We start from the raw sequence: 24139 nt of genomic DNA, 5'->3' as shown, positions 1-24139 counted from the left end.
TCTTTGGCCCAGCGGGGCGGGCTTGTCCAGGACAAGACGGGTCCTGTCCGTCCGCGCCCCCGCGGCCTCACCCCCGCGACGAGCCCATCCGGACGGCGCCCCGCTCCGCCGGCTTGGCGCGGCTCCGCTCGCGCCACAGGGCAGGGATGGCGAGGCTGGCGACGCTGGCGAGCAGCAGGACCGCCTTGGTGAGCTGGTTGAAGGGGCCGCCGAACAGGTCGATCAGCAGGATCGCGTAGGCGACCAGGACGTGGAACAGATAGACCTGCAGCGAGTGCCGCCCCAGCAGCCGAAGGAAGGGCAGGTTGAACAGCGCGGTGAGCAGCCGGGCGGTGCCGGCGGCGACCGGGTGGGACGACCGCGGCCCGGCGATGAGCAGCCAGGAGACGACGTAGGCCAGCGCCGCGAAGTTCGCGAGGTAGACGAGGCTGAACTCGGTGCGGTCGACGTAGCGCAGGAAGCGCTCGCCGACGGCCGGGCCGACCAGCTCATGGACGAAGGACAGGTGCCAGGCCGCGCAGACCACCACGGTGACCAGCGCCGGCACCAGCCAGGGCGGCCGCTCGACCGGGAACCAGCGGTCGGCGTCGAAGCGGCCCCGCTGCACCGCGCTGCCGATCAGCAGCCCGGCGACGTAGAGCACCTGCCAGGCGAGCGGGTTGAACGGCCCGCGCACCGCCAGCCCGTCGCTGAGCCGCCCTAGCCCGTCGTCGAGCGCGCTCAGCACCGGGACGTGCAGGCCCATCTGCACGGCGGCCCACAGCGCGGCGCTGCCCAGCGCGACCTTGCGGGCATGGCCGTCGAGGATCAGGCGGAGCAGCAGCGGCGTCGCGGCGAGGTAGAGGATGTATTGGATCAGCAGATCCGTGAAGGTCGGGGAGTGCAGGAGGAGCGCGCTCGCCAGGAGGGTGCCGGGCTCCAGCCACGCCAGATGGCCGAGAAATCCGCCCAGCGGCTCCCGCGCGCCGGGGACCAGCACCACCATGGCGGTGACCAGCGCGATCACCAGCATGGTCGAGACGTACAGCTCGCGGGCGCGGGCGAACAGGCGCCGCCGGGCCGCCTCGGGGGAGCGCTGGGTCCAGACGCGGGTGTAGTACATCCCGGCGACGATGCCCGACAGCAGCACGAAGCCCTGGGCGTCCTGCACATAGCCGAGTTCGGCGTGGTTGACCTTGGCGAGCAGCACGCCGCCGGCCAGCACCACGTGGTTGACCATCATGAAGACGAGGAAATAGCCTCGCAGTCCGTCGAGCGTCGCGGAACGGCTCATCAGGCGGCACCCTGCGGCGGCGGCCGGGTGGCGGGGAAATCGGCCGTTCTCATCGGTGCGTGCCGCATCTGTGGCGTCTCCGTTGCTGGCGTCGGTGTTGGCGTGGCGCTCCTCGGGTCGCCCCATATTCGTCGTTAACGGATCGTTAATCCTTGGCCGAAGCCGTCCGGGAGAGCCTTTTCGAACAAAGGCTTCCCCGAACCGGTTCCGGAATCAGGCGTTTGGGCTTCAGGCGTTCAGGCCGCCGTCCACCGTCAGGGTGGCCCCGGAAATCTGCCGGGCCGCCGGGCTCGCCAGGAAGGCGACGGCCGCCGCCACGTCCTCCGGCTGGCCGTAGCGGCCGAGCGGCGTCTGCGAGCGCAGGATTTCGGAATGGGCGCCGTCCGACGGATTCATGTCGGTGTTCGTCGCCCCCGGCTGGACCAGATTCACCGTGATGTCGCGCGGGCCGAGTTCGCGGGCGAGGCCGTGCGTCAGGGCGATCTGCGCCGACTTGGTCATCGAATAGACGGTGACGCCCGGGGCGGTGATGCGGTCGGCGAGGCACGACCCGATGAAGACGATGCGCCCCCCCTCCTTCAGATGCCGGATGGCCGCCTGCGCGACGAGCACCGCGGCGCGCACGTTGACGTCGAGAAGCGCGTCGATGTCGGCGAGGCTCATCTCCGCGACCATGCCCTGGCGGGCGATGCCGGCGTTGTTGACCAGGATGTCGAGGCCGCCGAGCGCCTCCACCGTCCGGCCGACCAGGGTCGCCATGGCCGCCGGGTCGGCGCTGTCGGCCTGGACGGCGACCCCGCGCCGGCCCTTCGCCTCGATCGCCCGGACGACCTCGGCGGCGCGTTCGGCCGACCGCTCGTAGGAGATCGCCACGTCCGCGCCCTTCTCCGCGAGCGCCAGCGCGATGGCGGCGCCGATGCCGCGCGACCCGCCCGTCACCAGGGCACGCTTTCCAACCAGATCACCAATCGCCTCACCCATGACCCAACCTTTCTGTGTCGTTCGATACAAAAACAGCTAGAGGCGTTTGCCGCGTCGGTCAATGATTTTTGTGTTGATCGATACAGAATATGGACCACGGACGCCGAGGCCCGTTGCCCCCACGCGGCGGCGGGATTACATAGTGATCGATGCAGAAATCACGCCCGACACCGCCCGCGGACCACCGCACCGACACGCCGCCGCCCGCCCGCGGACGCGGACGGCCCCGCGCGTTCGACCGCGAAGCCGCCCTGACCCAGGCCACCCGCCTGTTCTGGAGCAAGGGCTACGAGGCGACCTCCATCGCCGACCTGACGGAGGCCATGGGGATCGCCTCGCCCAGCCTCTACGCCGCCTTCGGCTCGAAGGAGGCGCTCTACGTCGAGGCGGTGAACCATTACCGCAAGAGCTACGAGGGGCTGGTCTGGGGGCGGTTCGCCGCCGCCGGCACGGCGCGCGAGGCGGTCATGGCGCTGCTGATGGACTCGGCCGCGGCGCTCACCGGCTGCCGCGGCGACATGCCGCGCGGCTGCATGGTGACGCTCTCCGCGGTCGGCAGCGAGGGTCACGCCGAACTGGGCGAGGTGGTGCGGTCGGCGCGCGCCTCGGCGGTCGACATCCTGACGGAGCGCCTGACGCGCGCCGTGGCCGAGGGCGAAATTCCGGCCTCGGTCGACCTCCACGCGCTCGCCCGTTTCGTGCAGACGGTGCAGGCCGGCATGTCGATCCTCGCCCGCGACGGCGCGGAGCGCGCCGAACTGGAAGCCGTGGCCGAGGTCGCGATGCTGGGCTGGGACGCCCGCGTCGGCCGCCGCCCACCGCCCTGAGCGTTCCGGACGCGTCCGGCATCGCCCGGCCGCGAGGCGGCTTCGCCGGTTCCGGCGTGAACAGGCGAAGCCGCCTTGGTTTCCGTCAGTCGCGTTCGATCACATCTCGCCAGTGGCGATAAAGCCCCGCGACATCGCCGCTGGTCAGGATCGGCATGGCGACCTGCAACTGGTCGTCGGACCAATCCCACCACCTCATCTCAAGCAGCATCGCGATGAGATCGTCCTCGAAGCGCTTCCGGATCACTCGGGCGGGATTGCCGCCCACGATCGCGTAAGGCTCGACGTCGCGCGTCACCAGAGCTCTCGTGCCGATCACCGCGCCATCGCCGATGGTGACGCCGGGCATGACGATCGCCTCCGAACCGATCCAGACGTCATTGCCGACCACCGTGTCGCCGGCAGGCCGATAGCCATTCCGCGCGCCGGCGAACGACGGCACCTCGGGCATCCAGAAGAAGGGAAACGTGCTGATCCAGTCGTTCCTGTGGCCTTGGTTGCCCGCCATGATGAAGGCCGCGCCAGACCCGATCGAGCAGAAGCTGCCGATCACCAACCGGTCGACACCGTCATCCGGGAGAAGAAACCGGGCGCAGTCATCGAAACTGTGGCCATGATAATAGCCGGAATAATAGCTGTACCGGCCGACGATGATGTTCGGGTTGGTGACCTGCTTCTCCAGCAACATGCCCTTGAACGGGCTTTCGAAGACGTTTTCCATGACGTTGCTCACTGCATGTGAGCCGCCGATCCGGCGGCTTTCCGCCTGCACACGGGCGCAGACACACACCGCGGGCTCCCCTCCGGGGCGCGCGCGTTCAGGCTCTCCGCGTCAAACGCGTCAGAGCACGATGCAGGTGGTACTTGGGCTCGCCTTCATGACGGGACTCTATACGGCGGGAAAAGCGGATCGCCAAGGGCGGAACCGCAGGGTTGCCCGGATGCACGAATGTCGGCACAGCCCAACCGCTTGGTCCGACAGGGCTGAATCAGGCTTGACGGAAATCATCCGATAGCGGATTAATTGCTCCTCTGCACCAAGGAGAGGAGTCATGCAGACCTTGTGGAACGCCCTGCTGCGGCAGTGGCTGGACACCGCCGGCGACGACGCCGGGGTGGAGACGTTGAGCGCCCATCTGCGGCGCGACATCGGGCTGGACGGAACCGAAGCGGGCTATGGTCCGGCCCAACACATCCGGGAGCGGAACCTTTCGGATGCCCGGTCATTTTTGACGTTGCAAGCGTATCGCTGACAGGCGATACCCGATCCTGCGGTTTCCCTTCGGGGCCGCGCCTTCCTTCAACCCACGGAGACCACGATGAAAGCCATCGTATCCACCATCCCGAATCGCCGACAGGGCGATTGGTCCAACCATACCACCCAGCGAGCTACCGGCTCCCTTCTTCAACCTTGCGCATTGGAACGCGAATTCCGGATATCGAGAGGAAGCCATGTGTGTCTTTTTGGGGTTTTGCGGTCGTTCGGTCTTCGTTGAGCACGCCCACTGGGCCTCTCCGGATCGTTTTTTCGACGCCCGGCGGGATAACGGGGAATTCGTGGTATGGCTTGGACGCCTGAACATCATCTACACACCGGCCCGATGGGGTCCTCGCTCGGGGAGGGTCGCTGATGCCGGCCCACGTTCGCGCTGACGAGGTGACCACCGTCGTCCATGTGCTCGAGGCGTTTCGCAAGCTCGATCCCGACCTGCCGATCCAATACGCGCTGTCCTTCATGACGATCGCGGGGAACGAAGGGATTTCCATCGGCGAGCTTGCGGAACGCCTGGGCATCGCCCAATCCTCCGCGTCGCGCAACGTCGCCGCGCTCAGCCGCTGGCACAGCTTCGGGAAGGCCGGACTCGACCTCGTCCAGGCCCAGGAAGACCCGCGCGAACGCCGCCGCAAGATCGTCACGCTCACCGACACCGGCCGCGCCTTCCTTGAGGAGCTGCGCGCCATCGTGAAGCCGACCGTCCACACCCCGTCCGAACCGCGCCGCGCCCGTTCGGCCTGAAGCACCCTGCCCATCCGTTGTGTTTGGTCAGCGGCGCTTGACCGGGGTGGCCTGTCCTGCCACACCACCCCCGGACCCACCGACGGACGCGCGCGCCATGACCTCCTCCGCCTGCCCCTGCTGTTCGGGCCTTTCCTTCGACACCTGCTGCGGCCCGATCCTGGCCGGCGCCCCCGCTCCGACGGCCGAGGCGCTGATGCGGTCGCGCTACACCGCCTTCGTGCGCCACGACCTCGACCATGTGGAGCGCACCCACGCGCCGGAGATCCGCGAGGACTTCAACCGCGCCGAGGCGGAGCGGGTGGCCGACGAGTGCGACTGGCAGCGGCTGGACGTGCTGCGCGCGACGGAGGAGGGCGACGAGGGCACCGTCGAGTTCCTGATCCACTTCCGCCGCGACGGCCAGGACATGCGCCATCACGAGCGCGCGTCCTTCCGCCGCGTCGATGGCCAATGGCTCTACAGCGCGGGCGAGGTGAACCCGAAGGGCGAGCCGCGCCGGGTCGTCAAGGTGGGCCGCAACGAGCCCTGCCCCTGCGGGTCGGGGAAGAAGTTCAAGGCCTGCTGCGGCCGGTAGAGGCCGGACGGGGACCCGAAGAATGGAACCGCGCTTCGCCTGCACCGCCTGCGGAAAATGCTGCCACGGGCTGCTGCCGCTGACGCTCAAGGACGCGGTGGCCCACGCCGTCCGCTTCCCGCTGGCGCTGGTCTGGACGGTGGTGCGGTCGAACGCGAAATCCTACGACCTCGCCGCCCGGCTGGGCACGACCGTGCGCCTGCCCAACCGCAAGACGGTGGCGGTGCTGATCCAGCCCTCCGCCTATCTGCCGAACCATTTCCCCTGCCCGGCGCTGCAGGCCGACAACCTCTGCGGCATCCACGCCGACAAGCCGTCGCGCTGCCGGACCATGCCCTTCTACCCCTACCGCGAGGAAAAGGATCAGGCCGACCTGCTGGTCCCGCGCAAGGGCTGGGAGTGCGACGTTTCGGCGGAGGCGCCGGTCGTCTACCGCAACCACGCCATCCTCGACCGTACGGACTTCGACCGCGAGCGCGCCGACCTGCTGGAGCAGGCGCCGGTCATGCGGATCTACGCCGATTATGTGCTGAAATACATGCCGTGGATCGTCAACGATCTGGCGAAGATGGCCGCGGCCCCGGCGGGGGGAAAGCTGGTCACCAGCCTGTCGTCCTTCCTGACGGCGACCCGGCGGACCGACGCGCGGGAACTGGCGGCGGCCCAGGCGCCGCTGATGCAGGCGATGGCCGAGCGCACCCGGAGCGATCCGGCGCTGGCCGAGTTTTACAAAAACTACGCGGGCTGGGCGAAGGAGATGGAGCGGCTGGCGCAGCGGGCGTGATGGGGTGTGCGCTCCGTCGCCAGACAACAGGGTCTTCACGGATTTCGCGGATTTGAACACGGATTTCGCGAAATCCGTTTATCCGGTCCATCCGTGCCAAAATCCGCGAAATCCGTGAAAGATCAGTACCTTTTCAATCAGGCGGCGATCCCCAGCCCCTGGCGCAGCAGCCCGACCAGCCGGCGCACCGCCTGTTCCTGCTGGTCCAGCGTCAGGCCGGAGCGGCCCGGCTGGTCGGCGACCTGCTCCGGCAGCGGCGGCAGGTGGATGAAGCCCATGGGAACGTCGAGGTCCGCCGTCTCGATCGCGTGGCGGGCTCGGTAGAACAGGTGGTTGCAGACGAAGCCGCCGGCGTGGTCGCTGAAGGTCACCGGCAGGCCGGCGATGGCCAGCTCGCGGACCAGCGTGGGGACCGGCAGGGTGGAGCCGTAGGCGGTCGGCCCGTCCGGCTCGATGGCGTCGTCGGTGCGCACCACCCCGGCGTTGTCGGCCTGCTCGCTCTCGTCGCGGTTCCAGGCCAGCCGCTCGATCTTGATGTATTCGGACCCGGCCGCCAGCCCGAAGCACAGGGCGGCGGCGGGCTGGTGCTCCTCCAGCAGGGCGGCGAAGGCCGCGCCGCAGGCGTCGTATTCGACGGGCAGCACCGCGGTGACGACCCCCGGCTCGCCGGCCAGCCGCTCCATGAGGAGCGCCGTCGGGTTGACGGCGTGATCCCCGAAGGGCTGGAACCCGGTGAGCAGGATGGGAGCCGTCACGGCGGACGCCTTTCGGTCGTGAAGTTAGGGACGCAGAAGGCCGATGATGTCCTTCACGCCGTTCAGGTTCGCCTCGGCGATGGCCGCCGCGCGCTCGCCGCCGCGGCGCAGCAGGCGGTCGATCTCCGCCTTGTCGTCCAGAAGCTCCTTCATGCGGGTGGTCATCGGGGCCAGCTTGGCGACCGACAGGTCGACCAGCGCCGCCTTGAAGCCGGAGAACTGGGCGCCCGCGAACTGCTGCACCGTCTGCTCGCGCGTCTGGCCGGACAGGGCGGCGTAGATGGTCACGAGGTTGTCGGCCTCCGGACGCTTCTCCAGGTCGGTGACATTGTCCGGCAGCGGCTCCGGATCGGTCTTGGCCTTGCGGATCTTCGTCGCGATGGTGTCGGCGTCGTCGGTCATGTTGATGCGCGAATATTCGGACTCGTCCGACTTGCTCATCTTCTTGGTGCCGTCGCGCAGGGACATCACGCGCGTCGCCTCGCCCAGGATCTGCGGCTTGGGCAGCGGGAAGAACTCGGTGTCGTAGCGGCGGTTGAAGGCGCCGGCGATGTCGCGGGCCAGCTCCAGATGCTGCTTCTGGTCCTCGCCCACCGGGACGTGGGTGGCCTTGTAGAGCAGGATGTCCGCGGCCATCAGCACCGGGTAGGAGTAGAGGCCGAGGTTGGCCATGTCCTTCTGCTTACCGGCCTTCTCCTTGAACTGCGTCATGCGGTTCAGCCAGCCGAGCGGCGTGTGGCAGGAGAGGATCCAGGCCAGCTCCGAATGGGCCGGGACGAAGGACTGGTTGAAGAGGATGTTCTTCTCCGGGTCGATGCCGGCGGCGATGTAGGCCGCGGTGACCTCGCGGATGTTGTTGCGCAGGACCTCCGCGTCCTGGTCGATGGTCAGCGCGTGCAGGTCGACGACGCAGAAGATGCACTCGTAGCTGTTCTGCAGCTCGACCCAGTTGCGCAGCGCCCCCAGATAGTTGCCGAGGTGAAGCTGCCGGGTCGGCTGCATGCCGGAGAAGATGCGGTTCACGGGAGGACTCTCGCTCGAAACTTCTGGAAGGCGGCTGTTATCGCGCCGGAACCGGGCGGGGTCAAGACACGGGCGGCTCCAATTCCGGGGTGTCCTTGCGCAGGAAGCCCTTCAGGTCGGCCAGATCGGTGGCGCCGGTCAGCTGCGCCAGCGTCCCGAACACCGCCACGCCGCCGCCGACCAGCAGGGCCAGCGCCCCGAAGCGGACCAGGGTGGAGGCCGCCTCCAGCCCCGGCGCCAGCAGCGCCGCGCCGGCCAGCAGCGCCGCCCCCATGCCCAGCGCCGCCGCGGCGATGCGCGGCGCGCGGCCGAGGAAGCGCCCGTCCAGCTGCAGGAATCCCCGGCGGTGCAGCGCATGGGCCAGCAAGGCGAGATTCAACCAGGCGGTCAGCCCGGTGGCCAGCGCGATCCCGACATGCCCCAGCACCGGCATCAGCGCGATCCCCAGCGCCAGATTGGCGAGGGTCACCACCACGGCGACGCGCACCGGGGTCGCCGTGTCCTGGCGGGCGAAGAAGGCGGCGTTCAGCGCCTTGACGATGACATGGGCGGGGATGCCGATGGCGTAGGCGGCCAGCGCCCAGGCCGTCGCCTGCGCCTCCGCCGGGCCGAAGGCGCCGCGCTCGAACAGCACCGACACGATGGGCGCCCCGGCCACCCCCAGCGCCACCGCCGCCGGCAGGCCGAGCAGCAGACTGAACTCCAGGGCGCGGCTGAGGTAATGGCGGACCGTCCGCTCGTCCCCCGCCGCGGCGTGGCGGGCGAGCACGGGAAGCAGGGCGGTGCCGATGGCGATGCCGATGACGCCCAGCGGCATCTGGTTCAGCCGGTCGGCGTAATAGAGGAAGGACACCGCGCCCGACGGCAGCAGCGAGGCCAGCACGACGTTCAGGAACAGGTTGATCTGCATGACCCCGGCGCCGATGGCCCCCGGCCCGACCAGCCGGAACAGGCGGCGCATCCCCTCGGTCATCCGCGGCAGGGTCAGGCGCAGCGTCACCCCCGCCGCCCGGCAGGCCCAGCCCATCCAGACCAGCTGCACCACCCCCGACAGGGTCACCGCCGCGGCCATCGCCCGCCCCGGTTCCAGCCCCAGCCGCGGCGCGGTCAGCAGGGCTGCGATCAGCGTCAGGTTGAAGGCGATGGGGGCGGCGGCGAAGGGGCCGAAGCGGTCCAGCGCGTTCAGAATCCCGCCCAGCAGGGCCACCAGCGAAATCAGCGTCAGGTAGGGGAAGGTCAGCCGCGCCATGTCGACGGCCAGCGCGAACTTCGCCGGCTCGTCCACGAAGCCCGGTGCCAGGACGTGCATCAGGGCGGGCATCGCCAGGATGGCCAGCGCGGTGAAGGGCAGCAGCACCGACAGCAGGATCGCCAGCGCCTGCTCGGCGAAGGCCACCGCGGCGGCGCGGCCGTTGCGCTGAAGCTCCGCCGCGAACAGCGGGACGAAGGCGACGCTGAAGGCCCCCTCCGCGAACAGGCGGCGGAAGAAGTTCGGCAGCTTCAGCGCCACGAAGAAGGCGTCGGCCACCGGCCCGGCGCCGAGCACCGCCGCGGTCAGGATGTCGCGGGCGAAGCCGGCCAGCCGGCTCAGCAGGGTCAGGCTGCCGACGGTGGCGATGGCGCGGGCGAAGCTCATCCGCCGACCGCCGCATTCGGCGCCAGTTCCCGCGGCAGCGGTGCCAAACAACCCGCAAAAGTTTGATTATTCTCTACTTTTTGTATCATTGGTCGCCGGTTTGTCCATTGAAGGGGGAGGTCGGCTGGCGCATAATGACCTTTAGGCAGTGTTTGAGGTCGGCAGTGCGACGATGGATCGCTTTTCCGCGGGGGATGGAGGCCCGTCTCGTTCTTCCCGCCGTTGCGGTCGCCGTCGCCATCGCGGCGCTGTGGTGGACGCTGCTGACCCGCATCGACCGCGAGGAACGCTTCCTCGACCAGACGACCCGCCAGCACACGGCGGCGATGGCGCAGCTGGTCGAGGAACAGGCCATCGCCACCTTCCGCCGGCTGGATGATCTTCTGATCGACCTCGCCTCCCATGTCGAAAAGGACATTCCGCTCCTGATTCCCACCCGGCGGTCGTTCGAGGAAGGGCTGGCCGCCTCCATCCGGATTTACGATGCGCACGGCTGGCTGTCCATGGGCTTGGGACGGACCACCACCCGCAACCCGGTGCTGGAGTGGGAGGAGTTCGCCCGGCACAAGTCCGGCGTCCACCGCAAGGGGAACCAGAAGGGCTTCGTCATCGGCCTGCCCTTCGTCAGTCCGGGCACGTCGGACGTGTTCATCCCGGTGTCGCGCCGTCTGGAGGGGGCGGACGGGATGTTCCGCGGGGTCGCCGTGATCGACGTCCCGGCGGAGATCTTCTCCCGTTTCTACGGGCGGCTGGACCTGCCGCACGACAGCTCGGTCGCCATCGCCCGCGCGGACGGCCCCCTTCTGGCCCGCCAGGCCCTTCAGGACCAGGTGTTCGGGCGCAGCTTCCGCGGCTCCGGCCTGTGGCCGGAGGCCGGCAGCGGAACGGTCCAGCATCACCGCGTCGTCAGCCCGGTGGACGGGGTCGAGCGCATCTACGCCTTCCGCGCCTCCGCCGACTACCCGCTCATGACGGTGGTCGGCGAGTCGGTGGAGACGGTGTTCGGCGCGTGGAGGCAGAACCGCTTCGTCTCGATCGTCTGGGCCGCCGCCACCACCGCGGTGATCCTGCTGTTCACCACCGCCTTCCTGGTGGAGCTTCAGCGGCGGCGTCACGGCGACCGGGCGCTGCGCATCCGCAACCGGGCCATGGAATGGAGCGGCGACGGCATCCTGATCGCCGACGCCACCCGGCCCGGCGTGCCGGTGGTCTACACCAACCCCGCCTTCGCCCGGCTGATGGGGATCGCTCCCGGCGCCGCCGACGGGCGCGCCGCGCGGGAGGTGCTGGCCGGCCTGATGGGGGACGAGTCGGGGCTGTGCCCGCTGTGCGACGGCGCCGAGGACGCCGGGGACATGAGCGCGGAGTTCCGGCGCGGGGGCACCGGTGCGGCCGGCGGTGCGCCGGAGGTCTGGCTGGAGCTGCGCGCCTCGCCGGTGCGCGGCCCCGGCGGGAGGCTGGTCAGCGTGATCGCCACCGTCCGCGACATCACCGAGCACAAGACCGCCCAGGCCGCGCTGGCCGAGGCGCGGCGGGAGGCCGAACGGGCCAACATCGGCAAGTCGAAGTTCCTGGCGGCGGCCAGCCACGACCTGCGCCAGCCCGTGCAGTCGCTGATGCTGCTGATGGAGGCGCTGTCCACCCGCGCCACCGACCCCGCCATGCGCAAGATCCTGACGACGATGGACCGCGCGCTGGGCGCCCTGAAGCTGCTGCTCGACGGGCTGCTGGACGTGTCGCGGCTGGAGGCCGGGGCGGTGGAGCCGAAGCGCGCGGTCTTCCCGGTGACGGAGCTTCTGGACCGCATCGCCGCCAACAGCCGCCCGGTGGCGGTGCGCAAGGGGCTGCTGCTGCACATCATACCCTGCGGCGCCCATGTGGACAGCGACCCGATGCTGCTCGGCCGCATCCTGCAGAACCTCGTGGAGAACGCGCTGCGCTACACCAACCGCGGGCGCATCCTGGTCGGCTGCCGGCGGCGCGGCGCGGTGCTGCGGATCGAGGTGTGGGACACCGGCATCGGCATCCCCACCGACCGGCAGGAGGACATCTTCCAGGAGTTCGTGCAGGTCGGGAACGCCAGCCGCGACCGCGACCAGGGGCTGGGCCTCGGGCTCGCCGTGGTGCGCCGGCTGGCCGGCATGCTGAACCACCCGGTCAGCCTGCGCTCCGAACCGGGGCGGGGATCGGTCTTCCGCGTGGAGGTGCCGCTCGCCGACGCCCCCGCCCCGGCCGACACCCTGCCGGACGATTTTCCCGTGACCGCCCGGATGCGGGCCGGCGCCCGCGTGCTGGTGGTCGAGGACGACCCCATCGTCCGCGAGGGGCTGTGCGCGATGATCCGGCAATGGGGGCACGAGGTGTTTCCCGCCGCCAGCTTCGGCGAGGCGGTGGAGGTGCTGCGCCGCCACCCCGATCCGGACGTGATCGTCGCCGATTACCGGCTGGGCGAAGGGCACACCGGCACCGAGACCATCCGCGAGGTGCGCCGGCGGTCGAAGCGCCCGATCCCCGGCGTCCTGGTGACCGGCGACACCGCCCCGGAGCGTCTGGCCGAGGCCGAGGCCGGCAAGTTCAGCATCCTGCACAAGCCCGTCCTGGCCGACGACCTGCGCCGGGCCATCGCCCTGGCCCTGGCGCCGACCGCTCTGGCTTCGAATGGATTGGCTTCGAATGGATTGGCTCCAAATGGATTGACGGACCCCGATCCCTTGCAGCGCGAACTGGCCGACTGATCCGGCTCTGCCGCCGGGACGGCCTGCCATGCGCCGGGCGTGCGGCTGCCTACGCCTGTTTAACCGTTGCGCCCGCCCCGCCCCTTTGCTTGTCTGCCTGTTTCGGAGGCAGCACCCGCGGTCTCCGCTCCCAAAAGACGTTCGATAAAAAGAACCTGTTCCCGGAGAGAGGAATCCACCCATGATCCGTGCGAAGCTGGCTGTGACCGCCGCCGCCGTCGCCTTGGGGGCCGGCCTGTGGGCCGGGGCCGCCCAGGCCGACATCACCATCGCGCTGGCCGGCCCGATGACCGGAGCTGCCGCCGCCTACGGCGAGCAGACCCGTGCCGGCGTCGAGGCCGCCGTGGCCGACATCAACGCCAAGGGCGGGCTGCTCGGCCAGAAGCTGGTCCTGACCATCGCCGACGACGCCTGCGACGCCAAGCAGGCGGTGGCCGCCGCCAACAAGCTGGTCAGCCAGAACGTCGCCGCGGTGATCGGCCATGTCTGCTCCGGCGCCTCGATCGCCGCCTCCAACGTCTATGGCGAGGAGGGGATCGTGATGATCTCCCCCACCGCGACCAGCCCGCAGCTCACCGACCGCGGCCTGAAGAACGTCTTCCGCGTCTGCGGCCGCGACGACCAGCAGGGCGAGGTGGCGGCCAAGCTGATCGCCGACCGCTACAAGGGCAAGAAGGTCGCCATCGTCCACGACAAGCAGGCCTATGGCCAGGGCCTCGCCGACGACGTGAAGCGCCGCCTGAACGCCGCCGGCATCACCGAGGCGGCCTTCACCAGCATCACCGCCGGCGAGAAGGACTATTCCGCCCTCGTCACCCGGCTGAAGTCGGACGGGGTGGACGTGCTCTATTACGGCGGCTACGACCAGGAGCTGGGCCTGATCGCCCGTCAGGCGGCCGACCAGCAGTTCCGCCCGCAGATCATCGGCGCCGACGGCATCCAGCCGCAGTCCTACTGGAACATCGCGGGCGAGACGGCGGAAGGCACGCTGTTCACCTTCTCCCCCGACCCGCAGCGCAACCCCGCCGCCAAGCCGGTGGTGGAGGCCCTGCAGGCCAAGAACATCCGCACCGACGGCTTCACCCTGTTCGCCTACGCCGCGGTGCAGACCTACGCCGAGGCCGTGCAGAAGGCCAACAGCGCCAAGTCCGACGCCGTGGCGAAGGCGCTGCGCGCCGGCCCGTCCTTCGACACGGTGGTCGGTTCGCTGTCCTTCGACGACAAGGGCGACCTGAAGCAGCCGGGCTACGTGTTCTGGGCCTGGAAGAACGGCGAGAAGGTCCAGGTGGACTGAGTCCATCCGGCCGATTCGGAAAGGAAGGAAGGCGGGGCCGCTGCGCCCCGCCTTTTTTTCTGTCCGCCTGCCCGCCGGATTCCCGATGGTCGGCGATTGCCAAGGGCCGGTGAGAACCTTTTCCCCGTTGCCGTGTTTGCGCAGAGGTAACCGCACACCGTCACCAACACCGTCATTGGGCAGGGAGGCCGCGATGCATCGCCACGCCGGACGCCGTTCGCGCAATCGCAGGACCGCCGGGATCATCCTGTGCGCCGGCCTTCTCGGCCTCGGCGCCTGCGCCTCGCTGGGGCCGCCGCGCACCGCGGACCCGGCGCCCGGAGCGGTGGAGGCGCTGAACGGCATGGTGAAGGGCCCCTGCAACCGTCCCGTCGCCTCGGTCCTCGCCGGGGAGGGGATTCCGGTCGGGCAGTTCCGGACCGCGATCTACAGCGAGGCGCGCACCGGGCCGAGCGCGCGGGTGTCGCAGTACGAGATGTGGCTCTATCCGCGCGACAAGGCCGGCGTCCTCATCGTCAAGATGGACGAGACCTGCCGCCCGATGCAGGTCTACACGCGGGAAGGCGGCAACGTGCAGGCCTTCAAGGCAGGCTAGGCAAGGCAGGCTAGGCAAGGCAGGGCAGGCAAGGCGGGTAGGCGAAGCCCCGGCCGCTGGGGCTCTGGCAATCGCCGACTCCGATTCCGGAGCCGGAAGGGTTGGCAATCGCCGACTTACCCGCGCGCGGCGGGGAGGATCTTGCGCTCCGGAATCGGCGGGGGCGACGGGTAGAGCAGCACCCCGGTGTCGGAGAACTCCACCCGCGCCGCCTCGTAGACGGCCAACGCCAGATCGAGCGCCACGCGGAACTCCGGCTTGAAGTGCTTCAGCTCCTTGTAGCCGCCGCCGAACTGCGTGAAGAGCGCCTTCCAGGTCACCGGAATCGGGTCGCGCAGCACGTGCAGCCGGTAGGCCAGCCAGACATAGACGTCGATCGCCATCGAACAGCCGCCGATGTGGCGGATCGCCGGCTCCCAGATCGGGACGGGGGAGCGCTTCAGCGCGGCGAAGAAGGTTTCCGACAGCTGCACCGTCTCGCGCCACAGCGTGCCCTGGCCGTCGTCGTCGCGCAGGCGGATGCCGCCGTTGACGATGTTCTCCTTGGCGAAGCCCTCGGCCCCGTCCTTGTCCCAGAAGAAGGTCAGGCGGCACAGGTTGATGCGGGTCGCCTGCTCCTGCACCGCCTTGTAGGTGGAGCCGCCGGCCGACACGCCCATGCGGTCCAGCCAGTCGTTCATCGAGCGGCCAAGCTCGATCTCGCGGCTGTTGTCCTGGATGGCGCGGGTCTGGAGATAGAGCAGGATCAGCCGCGCCTTGGCGCCGTAGGGCACGCCGACCGGCATCAGGCTGCCGTCGCGCTTGCGCTCCTTGCCCGGCTCGACCAGCAGGGTGACGCGGCCCTGGTCGCGGCGCCATTCGGCGTCCGGCGCCAGCTTCCGGTGGGGCAGGCTGGTCAGGCAGAATCCGGAGTAGGTGATGCCCAGCGCGTTGGACTCGTCCTCCAGCACCGCCGCCGCGACATCGACGACGCTGGCCCGCTTCGGGTCCACGAGGTTCCGCGCCTCGCGCCGGCCATGCGTCATGATGAGTTGGTGCACGTCGCCCATAGGTCCCCCCGTCCATTCTGCCTGCAGTCGATCATGCACCGCCGGGAGAGTCCATTTGGCGATCGCCGACGAGGCTAATTGAGACCTAATTGCTGGAGTCTATTTGCTAGGTCGGCGATTGCCTGGGGACGACTCGGGGGTGCGTCGGCGATTGCCAGAAGACTCGTCGGTGTTCGCCAAGGACCCTTGTGGGAATCATCGGAGACTCGGCCCAGACTTATGGCGACTCGGGCATTGGTCGGCGATTGCCAAGGCGGGGCCAAGCGGGCGAGTCGCGACTCGGGATTTCATGGTCTGGTCTTGCCGATGTCTGGCGGATGTCCGGCCAGCGGCTGGCCGGATGGTCGGCGATTGCCAAGGCGCCGCGGCGGACCGGTTTGGCAATCGCCGACTCCAGCCTCTCCCGCCCCGGGAGAGGGAAGGGGCCCACGCGCAGCGTGGGAAGGGTGAGGGTGCCGCGGAGGTTGGGTCCGTGATCCTTGGAATGACCCTCACCCGGCGCCTTCGGCGCCACCCTCTCCCGCGGCGGGAGGGAGGACTGGGTGGGCGAACAGCCGAATGGTCGGCGATTGCCAAGCCGGTCCCCCCCTCGCGCCGGGCACCCCTGCCTTGCGGGACCATGCGGGCACGAAACGGCAGCGCGGCTGTTTACGCTTGGCCTCCGCGGCGACGGGGGCGTGCTTTGGGAGATCCGCGAGATGAGCGACGAGGGTTTCACGGACCGCGTTCTGGACGGCGTGAACGGGCTGGACGGAACCGCCCGCCGCAAGGCCGTCGCCCTGGGCGCGGAGGTGCCGGCCCTGCGCGACGGGCTTCAGGTGCCCAGTTCCCGCATGGTGCTGATGCCGGCGCTGGGAGCGCTGTGGGCCGCCGGGCTGGGCATGGAGAAGCCGGGCTGGTCGCGCCTCGCCCGGCAGGGGCTGCTGGCCATCGCGCTGGGGACGGTGGCCGGCAAGGGGATCAAGCGCGTCGTCTGCCGCGCCCGCCCGAACCAGGGCCGCGACCCCAGCCGCTGGGGCAAGGCCGACGGCAAGCACGCCTCCTTCCCCTCCGGCCATGCCATCAACGTGTCGGCGCTGACCACGGCGGTCGGGCTGAACCGCGGCCTCTCCCCGGCGACCATGGTCAGCCTGGGCTTCGCCGCGGCGGTGGGCTGGTCGAGCCTCGCCACCGAGCGGCACTGGGCGTCCGACTACGCCGCCGGCATGGCGACCGGCGTGCTGGCCGGTCTGGCCGCCAAGGCGCTCGACGGCTGGGCGGAGGACCGGCTGTCCTGAGGCCCGGCTTTTATGCGGACGGATCGGCGAGCGCGTGCAGCAGCCGCTCGCGGATCTGGGCCAGCTTGCTCTCGTGGGTGACCTTCAGGCCGAAGACGTCCTTCACATAGAAGACGTCGATGGCCTTCTCGCCGTAGGTCGAGATCTTCGCCGACGAGATCTGCAGGGTCAGGTTGGTCAGCGCGCGGGTCAGATCGTAGAGCAGGCCGGGGCGGTCGCGCCCGTTCACCTCGATCACCGTGTGGGTGGTGGAGGCGTTGTTGTCGATCAGCACGCGCGGCGGCACGTGGAAGACGCGGGTGCGGCTGGCGTGCGGGGCCTTGCGCTTGGTCAGGTCGTGCAGCGGCTTCAACTGTCCGGACAGCACCTTCTCGATCATCACCGACAGTTTGGCGAGCTTGTCGCCGCTCTCGAAGGCGCCGCCGCCCGCCGCGTCCTGCACGGTGAAGACGTCCAGCGCCATGCCGTTGGTCATCGTGAAGATGCGGGCGTCGACGATGTCCGCCCCCGCCGCCGCCAGCGCCCCGGCGAGGCGGGAGAACAGGCCGTGGTGGTCGGTGGCGAAGATCGTCACCTCGGTGATCGCCCGGCCGCGGTCGATGCGCGTGTTGACGGTCAGCGGGCGTTCGTCGCGCAGCGCCTCGCGCACCAGCCGCGCCTGCCGGCCCAGCGTCTCCGCGTCGAAGGCCAGCCAATAGGCGGGGTAGCCGAGCGCGAGATGCCGCTCGAAATCGGCGTCGTCGAAGTCGGACAGCTCGGCCCGCAGCGCCGCCTGGGCGGCCTGGATGCGGCGCCCGCGCCCTTCGACCGACAGGCCGCCGGACATCACCTCCTCCGACCGGTTGTACAGCTCGCGCAGCAGCGTGGCTTTCCAGTTGTTCCAGCGCTGCGGCCCGACCGCCCGGATGTCCGCCACCGTCAGCACCAGCAGCAGCCGCAGCCGCTCCGGCGACTGGACGAGCGAGACGAAGTCGCGCACCGTCTTGTCGTCCTCCAGGTCGCGCTTGAAGGCGGTGTAGGACATGGCGAGGTGCCAGCGCACCAGCCAGGCGACCGTCTCCGTCTCCTCCGCCGTCAGGCCGAGCCGCGGGCACAGCTTCTCCGCCACCCGCGCGCCGAGGATGGAATGGTCGCCGCCGCGGCCCTTGGCGATGTCGTGCAGCAGCACGGCGACATAGAGCGCGCGCCGCGACACCACCTTGTGGATCACCTCCGACGACAGCGGCAGCTCGTCGGTCAGCTCGCCCATCTCGATCTTGTGCAGGATGCCGAGCGCGAACAGCGTGTGCTCGTCCACCGTGTAGACGTGGTACATGTCGTACTGCATCTGCGCGACCACCCGGCCGAAGTCGGGGATGAAGCGGGCCAGCACCCCGGCCTCGTTCATGCGGCGCAGCGTGATCTCCGGGTCCTTGCGGCCGGTCAGGATCTCCAGGAACAGCCGGTTGGCCTCCAGGTCGGCGCGCAGCTTCGGCCCCACCACCGACAGCGAGCGCGTGATGGCGCGCAGCGCGTTGGGGTGGATGTCGATGTCGTTCTGCTGGGCGGTGTGGAACAGCCGGATCATGTCCAGCGGCTCGTCCTTGAACTGGCGGTCGCTGCGCACGTTCAGCCGCTCGCCGTCCACCACGAAGCCGTCCACGTCCTTGCGGCGGGCCAGCGCCGCCAGCCGCAGGATGTTGAACTTGGGCGGGCGCTTCGATTCCGCCTCCAGCGCCGCGCAGAAGATGCGGGTCAGGTCCCCCACGTCCTTGGCGACCAGGAAGTAATGCTTCATGAAGCGTTCCACGCCCTTGGTCCCGGCGTGGTCGGTGTAGCCCATGCGGTTGCCGATCGACGTCTGCACGTCGAAGGTCAGCCGGTCCTCCATGCGCCCGGTCAGGTAGTGCAGGTGGCAGCGCGCGGTCCACAGGAAGTTCTGCGCCTTGGCGAAGCGCTGCGCCTCCTCCGGCAGCAGCACCTTCTTGCCGACCAGATCGTCCACATCCTCGACCCGGTACAGGTACTTGGCGATCCAGAACAGGGTCTGCAGGTCGCGCAGGCCGCCCTTGCCGTCCTTCAGGTTGGGTTCCAGCACATAGCGGCTGTCGCCCAGCTTCAGGTGGCGGTTGTCGCGCTCGGCCAGCTTGGCCTCGACGAACTCCGGCCCGGTGCCGGCCACCACCTCGCGGTCGAAGCGGCGGCGCAGCTCGGTGAACAGCTTGCGCGGACCCCAGAGGTAGCGGGATTCCAGGATGGCGGTGCGGATGGTGACGTCGGCCTTGGACTGGCGGATGCAGTCGTCGACGCTGCGCACGGCGTGGCCGACCTTCAGCCCGAGATCCCACAGGATGTAGAGCATGTACTCCACCACCTGCTCCACCCGCGGGGTGCGCTTGTAGGGCAGCAGGAACAGCAGGTCGATGTCGGAGAAGGGCGCCAGCTCGCCCCGGCCGTAGCCGCCGGTGGCGACGATGTCGAACACCTCGCCGGAGGTCGGGTTGGGCGAGGGGAAGATGTGGGTGACCGTCAGGTCGGCCAGCGAGCGCACCACCCCGTCGGCGAGGTAGCAGTTCTGCCGCACGCAGTCCTCGCCCGATCCCTTCGCCTCGAACCGGGCGCGCACCTCCGCCCGCCCGTCGTTCAGCGCGCCGCGCAGCCGGGCGATCAGGGCGGGGCGCAGCTTGTCGCCGGTCCCATGCTCCGCCACCAGCGTTTCCAGGTCCTCCGCCAGCTTGCGCCGGGACAGGATCGCGCGCTTGTTGGGGATGTTGGCGGTGCCGGCGTCCTTGGCGTCGGACGCGTCGGCGGAGGCGGCGCGGGTGGAGAGCATCGGCAAAACGTGAGCCTTCCCAGGACTGCGAGGGGTGCGACGGACCGTGCGGCGTCCTGACTATAACGGGAAAGAGGATAATTCGCACGCGGCACACCAAAAGTGGCTGCCGTCTGTTTCCTGCATGATCCCATTCGGAGTGCCGCAGGGACGGCAGTGCTGTGATGGCCGTCACTGACGCGCTCCATTCCAAAGAGGTAAGGAGTCGTCCGTGAGACACGCGCGAGGGAGGCCATTGATGATCCCGAACCCCGGAACGGCACGGCGGGAGCTGGCGAACCTCGGGAACGCCCTGACCCTGGCGGAGCGCGGCCTGCCGCGCCACACCCCGGCCGAGCTGATGGCCTGGCTGGTCCACGCCCTGGCGCTGTGCCCCGGCTCCATCGGCGACGCGCTTCTGTTCGAGATCTGCGGCACGGCCACCGACGCCAAGGCGTCCGACGCCGTCAAGATCGCCCAGATCCGCAAGGGCTGGGCCGCCGTGGTGCGGGCGCAGTTCCGCCTGCGGGGCCTGACCGTGGTCGGCGGCGGAGGCGACTGGCGCGCCTGCGCCGCCTGACGAACGGCGTTTTGGTCTCGGCTTACTCCTCGCGCACCGACAGGTGGATGTTGGCGCCGCCGTTGCCTTCCAGGATCTCCGCGGCCTCCACCTCGTCCTCCACCTCGGCGGTGCGCACCCACAGGATGACGCCGCCGGCCTCCAGCGCGCGGCTGAACTCGTCCGTGTCGGGGTGGCTGGTCAGCTCGTCCAGGTAATCCTTGATGGCGACGCCGCCCAGCCCGGCGGCGACGATGGCCGCCAGCGGCGCGGCGATCGGGCCGCCGACGATGGCGAGAAGCCCGGCGGTGGTCAGGGGGAAGGCGTATTTCAGCTCACCGACCAGACCGGTCAGGGCCTCGTCCGTCGGGGCCGGCGGGCGCCGGTCGGCGGCCTCCAGCGAGGTGTGGCTGGCCAGCACCGACAGGTCGTCGCGGTCGAAGCCGGCGTCCAGAAGGGCGGCCACGGCCTTGTCGAACGCCTCGCGGGTCTTGAACAGGGCGACGACCTCGCGCACCTCCCGGACGGTGTCCTGGCCGTTCGTGGTCGGGCCATCTGTGTTGTCGGGCGCTTGCGTCACGGCGGTCTCCTTCGGCTTCGGCTTGCTCGTTCTACGGGCATCGAACAGTCTAACGAAGCGGTCATCGCGGCACCAGCGCGGGCGTGCTAGGGTGCCGGCCCGACCTTGCCCGTCACAACGCAACCGGTTGAAGACCCGTGTCCGACGCGCCCGCCGCCATTCCGCCCATCACCATTCCCCCTGACGCCACCCCGATGATGGCGCAGTATCTGGAGATCAAGCAGGCCCATCCCGACTGCCTGCTGTTCTACCGGATGGGCGACTTCTACGAGATGTTCTTCGAGGACGCGGTGAACGCCGCCCGGACGCTGGACATCGCGCTGACCAAGCGCGGCCAGCATCTGGGCGAGGACATCCCGATGTGCGGCGTCCCGGTCCACAGCCACGAATCCTACCTGCAGCGCCTGATCCGCCAGGGCTTCCGCGTCGCCATCTGCGAACAGATGGAGGACCCGGCGGAGGCCAAGAAGCGCGGCTCCAAGTCGGTGGTGAAGCGCGGCGTCATCCGCATCGTCACCCCCGGCACGCTGACCGAGGACAGCCTGCTCGACTCCCGCGCCTCCAACTGGCTGGCCGCGGTGGCGGAAGCCGCGGGCGGGCTCGGGCTGGCCTGGCTGGAGCTGTCCACCGGCGAGCTGGTCGTGCAGCCGGTGGAGCGCGCCGGGCTGGGCGCCGCGCTCGGCCGCCTCGACCCGCAGGAGGTGCTGGTCTCCGAGAAGCTGTGCCAGAGTCCCGACCTCTACGAGCTGTGGGGCGAGTGGAAGTCCCGCCTGACCGTGCAGCCGACCCCGCGCTTCGACAGCGAGAACGGGCGGCAGCGGCTGCTCGCCCTCTACGGCGTCGGCACGCTGGACGCCTACGGCCAGTTCTCCCGCGCCGAGGTGGCGGCCGCCGGCGCGCTGGTCGCCTATGTGGAGCTGACGCAGAAGGGCCGCGTGCCGCGCCTGTCGCCGCCGCGCCGGCTCGGCCCCGGCGCCGTCATGGAGATCGACGCGGCGACCCGCCGCAACCTGGAGTTGACCCGCACCCTGACCGGCGAGCGGCGCGGCAGCCTGCTCGCCACCATCGACCGCACGGTGACCGGGGCGGGCGCGCGTCTGCTCGCCGCCCAGCTCTCCGCGCCGCTGACCAACCCGGCGGCCATCGCCAAGCGGCTGGACATGGTCGAATTCGCGCTGGGCGAGGAGCGGCTGCGCGCCGACCTGCGCGAGGCGCTGCGCCGCTGCCCGGACCTGGAGCGCGCCCTGTCCCGCCTGACGCTGGGGCGCGGCGGCCCGCGCGATCTGGCGTCGGTGCGCGACGCTCTGGCCCAGGCCTCGGCCATCCGCCTGCTGCTGAACGGCCATCCCGGCGGCCCGCTGCCCGACGGGCTGGGCGCCGTGGCCAAGGGGCTGGGCGAGCACAGCGAGCTGGTCAATCAGCTGACCCAGGCGCTGGCGCCGGAACTGCCGCTGCTCGCCCGCGACGGCGGCTTCATCGCGCGCGACTATTCCTACGCGCTGGACGAGCTGGTGACCCTGCGCGACGAGAGCCGGCGGCTGATCGCCGGGCTCCAGGTCAAATACGCCGGCATCGCCGGGGTGCCGGCGCTGAAGATCAAGCACAACAACGTGCTCGGCTATCACATCGAGGTGACGGCGACCCACGCGGACAAGCTGATGTCCGAGAAGGGGCGCGAGGTCTTCATGCACCGTCAGACCATGGCGAACGCCGTGCGCTTCGGCACGGTCGAGCTGTCGGACCTGGAGCGCCGCATCTCCGAGGCCGCCGACAAGGCGCTGGCCGTGGAGCTGGAGCTGTTCAACGACCTCGTGGAGGAGGTGACCAGCCGCGCCGAGGCCATCGCCCAGGCCGCCCACGCGCTGGCCGCTCTGGACGTCGCCGCCTCGCTGGCCGAGCTGGCGGCGGAGCGGCGCTACCGCCGGCCGGTGGTGGACGGCAGCCTCGCCTTCTCGATCAAGGGCGGGCGCCACCCGGTGGTGGAGGCGGTGCTGGACGCCGGCAACGCCGGCCCCTTCGTCGCCAACGACTGCGACCTCGCCCCGGACAACCGGCTGTGGCTGCTGACCGGCCCGAACATGGCCGGCAAGTCCACCTTCCTGCGCCAGAACGCGCTGATCGCCGTGCTGGCCCAGATGGGCAGCTTCGTGCCGGCGGAAAGCGCGCACATCGGGGTGGTGGACCGGCTCTACAGCCGCGTCGGCGCCGCCGACGATCTGGCGCGCGGCCGTTCCACCTTCATGGTGGAGATGGTGGAGACCGCGGCCATCCTGAACCAGTCCGGCGACCGCGCGCTGGTCATCCTTGACGAGATCGGGCGCGGCACCGCGACCTTCGACGGCCTGTCCATCGCCTGGGCCTGCGTGGAGCATCTGCACGACGTCAACCGCTGCCGCGCGCTGTTCGCCACCCACTACCACGAGCTGACCATGCTGGCCGGCAAGCTGCCGGGCCTGTCCTGCCACACCATGCGCATCAAGGAATGGCAGGGCGACGTGGTCTTCCTGCACGAGGTGACGGCGGGGGCGGCGGACCGCAGCTATGGCATCCATGTGGCGAAGCTGGCCGGGCTGCCCGGCGCCGTGGTGGGCCGCGCCGAGGAGGTGCTGACCATCCTGGAATCGGGCGACCAGAACGCCGCCATCCACCGTCTGGCCGAAGACCTGCCGCTGTTCAGCGCCGCCCTGAAGCGTCAGCCGCCAACCCCCGCGACGTCCCCCGCCGCCCCGCCGGAGCCGTCGCGGGTGGAGGAGGCGCTGAAGTCCATCGACCCGGACAGCCTGACGCCGCGGCAGGCGCTCGACGAGTTGTACCGGTTGCGTGGATTGCTCTCTTAAGCGGGAGTAATTGCGAAGAAAAACACGCCATTGTATGAAAACCCGCCGCCGCAGCGCTTCGTCCTCCGGAGGATGGGCGCTGTCATCCAAGCGGCGGAAAGGGGGTGTGTTTATTGACCCCTGGTAAGGTGCTGGTGATCTGCACGGTCATCCAGACGGTCGTCGCGATCCTCGCGCTGCTCGTCGCCGTGCTGTAACCCAGACGACGGAGGGGCGGCGTAGCAGCGCCGCCCCTCTTTTCGTGTGCACGCCGTTCCGGCCATCGGCCTTTCCGAGCGTGCGGTACCGGAGGTGTCGTCTATTGACCACTGGTACGGGAAATATAGCGCTGAACCACAGCCGTCGCAATCCCATCCCATGGGCGCTACGCCCGTTCCACGGCGTCCTCGTCCAACGGGGCACCGCGGTCGCGGATGGGGGTGACATGACGCTGCGCGTGGCGCAGCTTCTCCTCCACCGCCTCGGTCACGAACTGGTCGAGCGAGCGGCCCTCCCGCTCGGCGGCCTTGGACGCTGCGGATTCCAGCGATTTGTGCAGATGAACCATTC

At 69.8% G+C, this 24139-nt stretch carries 21 protein-coding genes; 11 read left to right on the top strand and 10 right to left on the bottom strand.

Annotated features, from left to right (window positions below):
• Positions 1–67: 67 nt before the first annotated feature.
• Positions 68–1273 carry an OpgC family protein gene (locus TSH58p_RS10910; protein ID WP_158282598.1) on the bottom strand — a complete coding sequence of 402 codons (1206 nt, stop codon included), beginning with the start codon at positions 1271–1273 and terminating at the stop codon, positions 68–70.
• A 228-nt stretch (positions 1274–1501) separates the two neighbouring features.
• A complete protein-coding gene (locus tag TSH58p_RS10905) occupies positions 1502–2254 on the bottom strand; it encodes an SDR family NAD(P)-dependent oxidoreductase (protein ID WP_199230116.1) in 753 nt (250 codons plus the stop codon).
• Between the two features lie 149 nt (positions 2255–2403).
• Between TSH58p_RS10905 and TSH58p_RS10900 the strand changes: the two genes are divergently transcribed.
• The gene (locus TSH58p_RS10900) at positions 2404–3081 is read left to right on the top strand and encodes a TetR/AcrR family transcriptional regulator (RefSeq protein ID WP_109069905.1); all 678 of its coding nucleotides are present in this window, start codon (positions 2404–2406) and stop codon (positions 3079–3081) included.
• A gap of 85 nt (positions 3082–3166) precedes the next feature.
• Here the strand turns inward: TSH58p_RS10900 and catB are convergent, their stop codons facing one another.
• The gene (gene catB, locus TSH58p_RS10895; protein ID WP_109070006.1) at positions 3167–3802 is read right to left on the bottom strand and encodes a type B chloramphenicol O-acetyltransferase; all 636 of its coding nucleotides are present in this window, start codon (positions 3800–3802) and stop codon (positions 3167–3169) included.
• Between the two features lie 331 nt (positions 3803–4133).
• On the opposite strand from catB, the gene TSH58p_RS10890 reads away from it, so the two are divergent.
• The 4 genes from TSH58p_RS10890 to TSH58p_RS10875 all read left to right on the top strand — a co-directional run bounded on the left by TSH58p_RS10890 (position 4134) and on the right by TSH58p_RS10875 (position 6459).
• Positions 4134–4334, top strand: coding sequence for a hypothetical protein (locus TSH58p_RS10890; protein ID WP_109069904.1), 201 nt, complete (start codon positions 4134–4136; stop codon positions 4332–4334).
• Between the two features lie 377 nt (positions 4335–4711).
• A complete protein-coding gene (locus tag TSH58p_RS10885; protein ID WP_109069903.1) occupies positions 4712–5098 on the top strand; it encodes a MarR family winged helix-turn-helix transcriptional regulator in 387 nt (128 codons plus the stop codon).
• A 97-nt stretch (positions 5099–5195) separates the two neighbouring features.
• The gene (locus tag TSH58p_RS10880) at positions 5196–5675 is read left to right on the top strand and encodes a YchJ family protein (protein ID WP_109069902.1); all 480 of its coding nucleotides are present in this window, start codon (positions 5196–5198) and stop codon (positions 5673–5675) included.
• A 22-nt stretch (positions 5676–5697) separates the two neighbouring features.
• A complete protein-coding gene (locus TSH58p_RS10875; RefSeq protein WP_109069901.1) occupies positions 5698–6459 on the top strand; it encodes a YkgJ family cysteine cluster protein in 762 nt (253 codons plus the stop codon).
• A gap of 137 nt (positions 6460–6596) precedes the next feature.
• Here TSH58p_RS10875 and TSH58p_RS10870 read toward each other — a convergent pair whose 3' ends face one another.
• The 3 genes from TSH58p_RS10870 to murJ form a co-directional block, all read right to left on the bottom strand.
• On the bottom strand, positions 6597–7214 hold the full coding sequence (locus TSH58p_RS10870) for a pyrrolidone-carboxylate peptidase (protein WP_109069900.1): 618 nt from the start codon (positions 7212–7214) through the stop codon (positions 6597–6599).
• 24 nt (positions 7215–7238) lie between these two features.
• On the bottom strand, positions 7239–8237 hold the full coding sequence (gene trpS, locus TSH58p_RS10865; RefSeq protein WP_109069899.1) for a tryptophan--tRNA ligase: 999 nt from the start codon (positions 8235–8237) through the stop codon (positions 7239–7241).
• A 61-nt stretch (positions 8238–8298) separates the two neighbouring features.
• A complete protein-coding gene (gene murJ, locus TSH58p_RS10860; protein ID WP_109069898.1) occupies positions 8299–9873 on the bottom strand; it encodes a murein biosynthesis integral membrane protein MurJ in 1575 nt (524 codons plus the stop codon).
• A 194-nt stretch (positions 9874–10067) separates the two neighbouring features.
• Between murJ and TSH58p_RS10855 the strand changes: the two genes are divergently transcribed.
• From TSH58p_RS10855 to TSH58p_RS10845, 3 genes are all read left to right on the top strand, one after another.
• Entirely contained in the window at positions 10068–12608 is a 2541-nt protein-coding gene (locus tag TSH58p_RS10855; RefSeq protein ID WP_247874025.1) for an ATP-binding protein, read from the top strand.
• A gap of 181 nt (positions 12609–12789) precedes the next feature.
• On the top strand, positions 12790–13902 hold the full coding sequence (locus TSH58p_RS10850) for an ABC transporter substrate-binding protein (protein WP_109069897.1): 1113 nt from the start codon (positions 12790–12792) through the stop codon (positions 13900–13902).
• 193 nt (positions 13903–14095) lie between these two features.
• Positions 14096–14497: a hypothetical protein gene (locus TSH58p_RS10845; RefSeq protein ID WP_109069896.1), complete on the top strand. Its 402-nt coding sequence runs from the start codon at positions 14096–14098 to the stop codon at positions 14495–14497.
• Positions 14498–14613: 116 nt separating this feature from the next.
• Here the strand turns inward: TSH58p_RS10845 and TSH58p_RS10840 are convergent, their stop codons facing one another.
• Positions 14614–15546, bottom strand: coding sequence for a replication protein RepA (locus TSH58p_RS10840; RefSeq protein WP_014238998.1), 933 nt, complete (start codon positions 15544–15546; stop codon positions 14614–14616).
• Between the two features lie 698 nt (positions 15547–16244).
• Here TSH58p_RS10840 and TSH58p_RS10830 point away from each other — a divergent pair.
• Entirely contained in the window at positions 16245–16823 is a 579-nt protein-coding gene (locus TSH58p_RS10830) for a phosphatase PAP2 family protein (protein ID WP_109069895.1), read from the top strand.
• Between the two features lie 10 nt (positions 16824–16833).
• Here TSH58p_RS10830 and TSH58p_RS10825 read toward each other — a convergent pair whose 3' ends face one another.
• Positions 16834–19635: a [protein-PII] uridylyltransferase gene (locus tag TSH58p_RS10825; RefSeq protein ID WP_247874032.1), complete on the bottom strand. Its 2802-nt coding sequence runs from the start codon at positions 19633–19635 to the stop codon at positions 16834–16836.
• Between the two features lie 238 nt (positions 19636–19873).
• Here TSH58p_RS10825 and TSH58p_RS10820 point away from each other — a divergent pair, with 238 nt between their 5' ends.
• Positions 19874–20194, top strand: coding sequence for a hypothetical protein (locus TSH58p_RS10820; RefSeq protein ID WP_109069893.1), 321 nt, complete (start codon positions 19874–19876; stop codon positions 20192–20194).
• Between the two features lie 22 nt (positions 20195–20216).
• On the opposite strand, the gene TSH58p_RS10815 is transcribed toward TSH58p_RS10820, so the two are convergent.
• On the bottom strand, positions 20217–20753 hold the full coding sequence (locus TSH58p_RS10815; RefSeq protein WP_109069892.1) for a hypothetical protein: 537 nt from the start codon (positions 20751–20753) through the stop codon (positions 20217–20219).
• A gap of 194 nt (positions 20754–20947) precedes the next feature.
• Between TSH58p_RS10815 and mutS the strand changes: the two genes are divergently transcribed.
• Positions 20948–23590, top strand: coding sequence for a DNA mismatch repair protein MutS (mutS, locus tag TSH58p_RS10810; RefSeq protein ID WP_109070005.1), 2643 nt, complete (start codon positions 20948–20950; stop codon positions 23588–23590).
• A 364-nt stretch (positions 23591–23954) separates the two neighbouring features.
• On the opposite strand, the gene TSH58p_RS10805 is transcribed toward mutS, so the two are convergent.
• Positions 23955–24137, bottom strand: coding sequence for a hypothetical protein (locus tag TSH58p_RS10805; protein WP_109069891.1), 183 nt, complete (start codon positions 24135–24137; stop codon positions 23955–23957).
• Positions 24138–24139: the final 2 nt, after the last annotated feature.

This window comes from Azospirillum sp. TSH58, from assembly GCF_003119115.1.
Taxonomy (GTDB): domain Bacteria; phylum Pseudomonadota; class Alphaproteobacteria; order Azospirillales; family Azospirillaceae; genus Azospirillum.
This window is presented reverse-complemented; position numbering and strand designations above follow the sequence as displayed.

Bases quoted from the DNA above. Each gene is read 5' to 3' on its own strand.
- TSH58p_RS10855 (WP_247874025.1), top strand. From the start codon at position 10,068: ATGGAGGCCCGTCTCGTTCTTCCCGCCGTTGCGGTCGCCGTCGCCATC.
- catB (WP_109070006.1), bottom strand. From the start codon at position 3,802: ATGGAAAACGTCTTCGAAAGCCCGTTCAAGGGCATGTTGCTGGAGAAG.
- TSH58p_RS10905 (WP_199230116.1), bottom strand. From the start codon at position 2,254: ATGGGTGAGGCGATTGGTGATCTGGTTGGAAAGCGTGCCCTGGTGACG.
- TSH58p_RS10900 (WP_109069905.1), top strand. From the start codon at position 2,404: ATGCAGAAATCACGCCCGACACCGCCCGCGGACCACCGCACCGACACG.
- TSH58p_RS10850 (WP_109069897.1), top strand. From the start codon at position 12,790: ATGATCCGTGCGAAGCTGGCTGTGACCGCCGCCGCCGTCGCCTTGGGG.
- TSH58p_RS10890 (WP_109069904.1), top strand. From the start codon at position 4,134: ATGCAGACCTTGTGGAACGCCCTGCTGCGGCAGTGGCTGGACACCGCC.
- mutS (WP_109070005.1), top strand. From the start codon at position 20,948: ATGATGGCGCAGTATCTGGAGATCAAGCAGGCCCATCCCGACTGCCTG.
- TSH58p_RS10880 (WP_109069902.1), top strand. From the start codon at position 5,196: ATGACCTCCTCCGCCTGCCCCTGCTGTTCGGGCCTTTCCTTCGACACC.
- TSH58p_RS10830 (WP_109069895.1), top strand. From the start codon at position 16,245: ATGAGCGACGAGGGTTTCACGGACCGCGTTCTGGACGGCGTGAACGGG.
- TSH58p_RS10825 (WP_247874032.1), bottom strand. From the start codon at position 19,635: ATGCTCTCCACCCGCGCCGCCTCCGCCGACGCGTCCGACGCCAAGGAC.
- murJ (WP_109069898.1), bottom strand. From the start codon at position 9,873: ATGAGCTTCGCCCGCGCCATCGCCACCGTCGGCAGCCTGACCCTGCTG.
- TSH58p_RS10840 (WP_014238998.1), bottom strand. From the start codon at position 15,546: ATGGGCGACGTGCACCAACTCATCATGACGCATGGCCGGCGCGAGGCG.
- TSH58p_RS10820 (WP_109069893.1), top strand. From the start codon at position 19,874: ATGATCCCGAACCCCGGAACGGCACGGCGGGAGCTGGCGAACCTCGGG.
- TSH58p_RS10875 (WP_109069901.1), top strand. From the start codon at position 5,698: ATGGAACCGCGCTTCGCCTGCACCGCCTGCGGAAAATGCTGCCACGGG.
- TSH58p_RS10805 (WP_109069891.1), bottom strand. From the start codon at position 24,137: ATGGTTCATCTGCACAAATCGCTGGAATCCGCAGCGTCCAAGGCCGCC.
- TSH58p_RS10885 (WP_109069903.1), top strand. From the start codon at position 4,712: ATGCCGGCCCACGTTCGCGCTGACGAGGTGACCACCGTCGTCCATGTG.
- TSH58p_RS10845 (WP_109069896.1), top strand. From the start codon at position 14,096: ATGCATCGCCACGCCGGACGCCGTTCGCGCAATCGCAGGACCGCCGGG.
- TSH58p_RS10910 (WP_158282598.1), bottom strand. From the start codon at position 1,273: ATGAGCCGTTCCGCGACGCTCGACGGACTGCGAGGCTATTTCCTCGTC.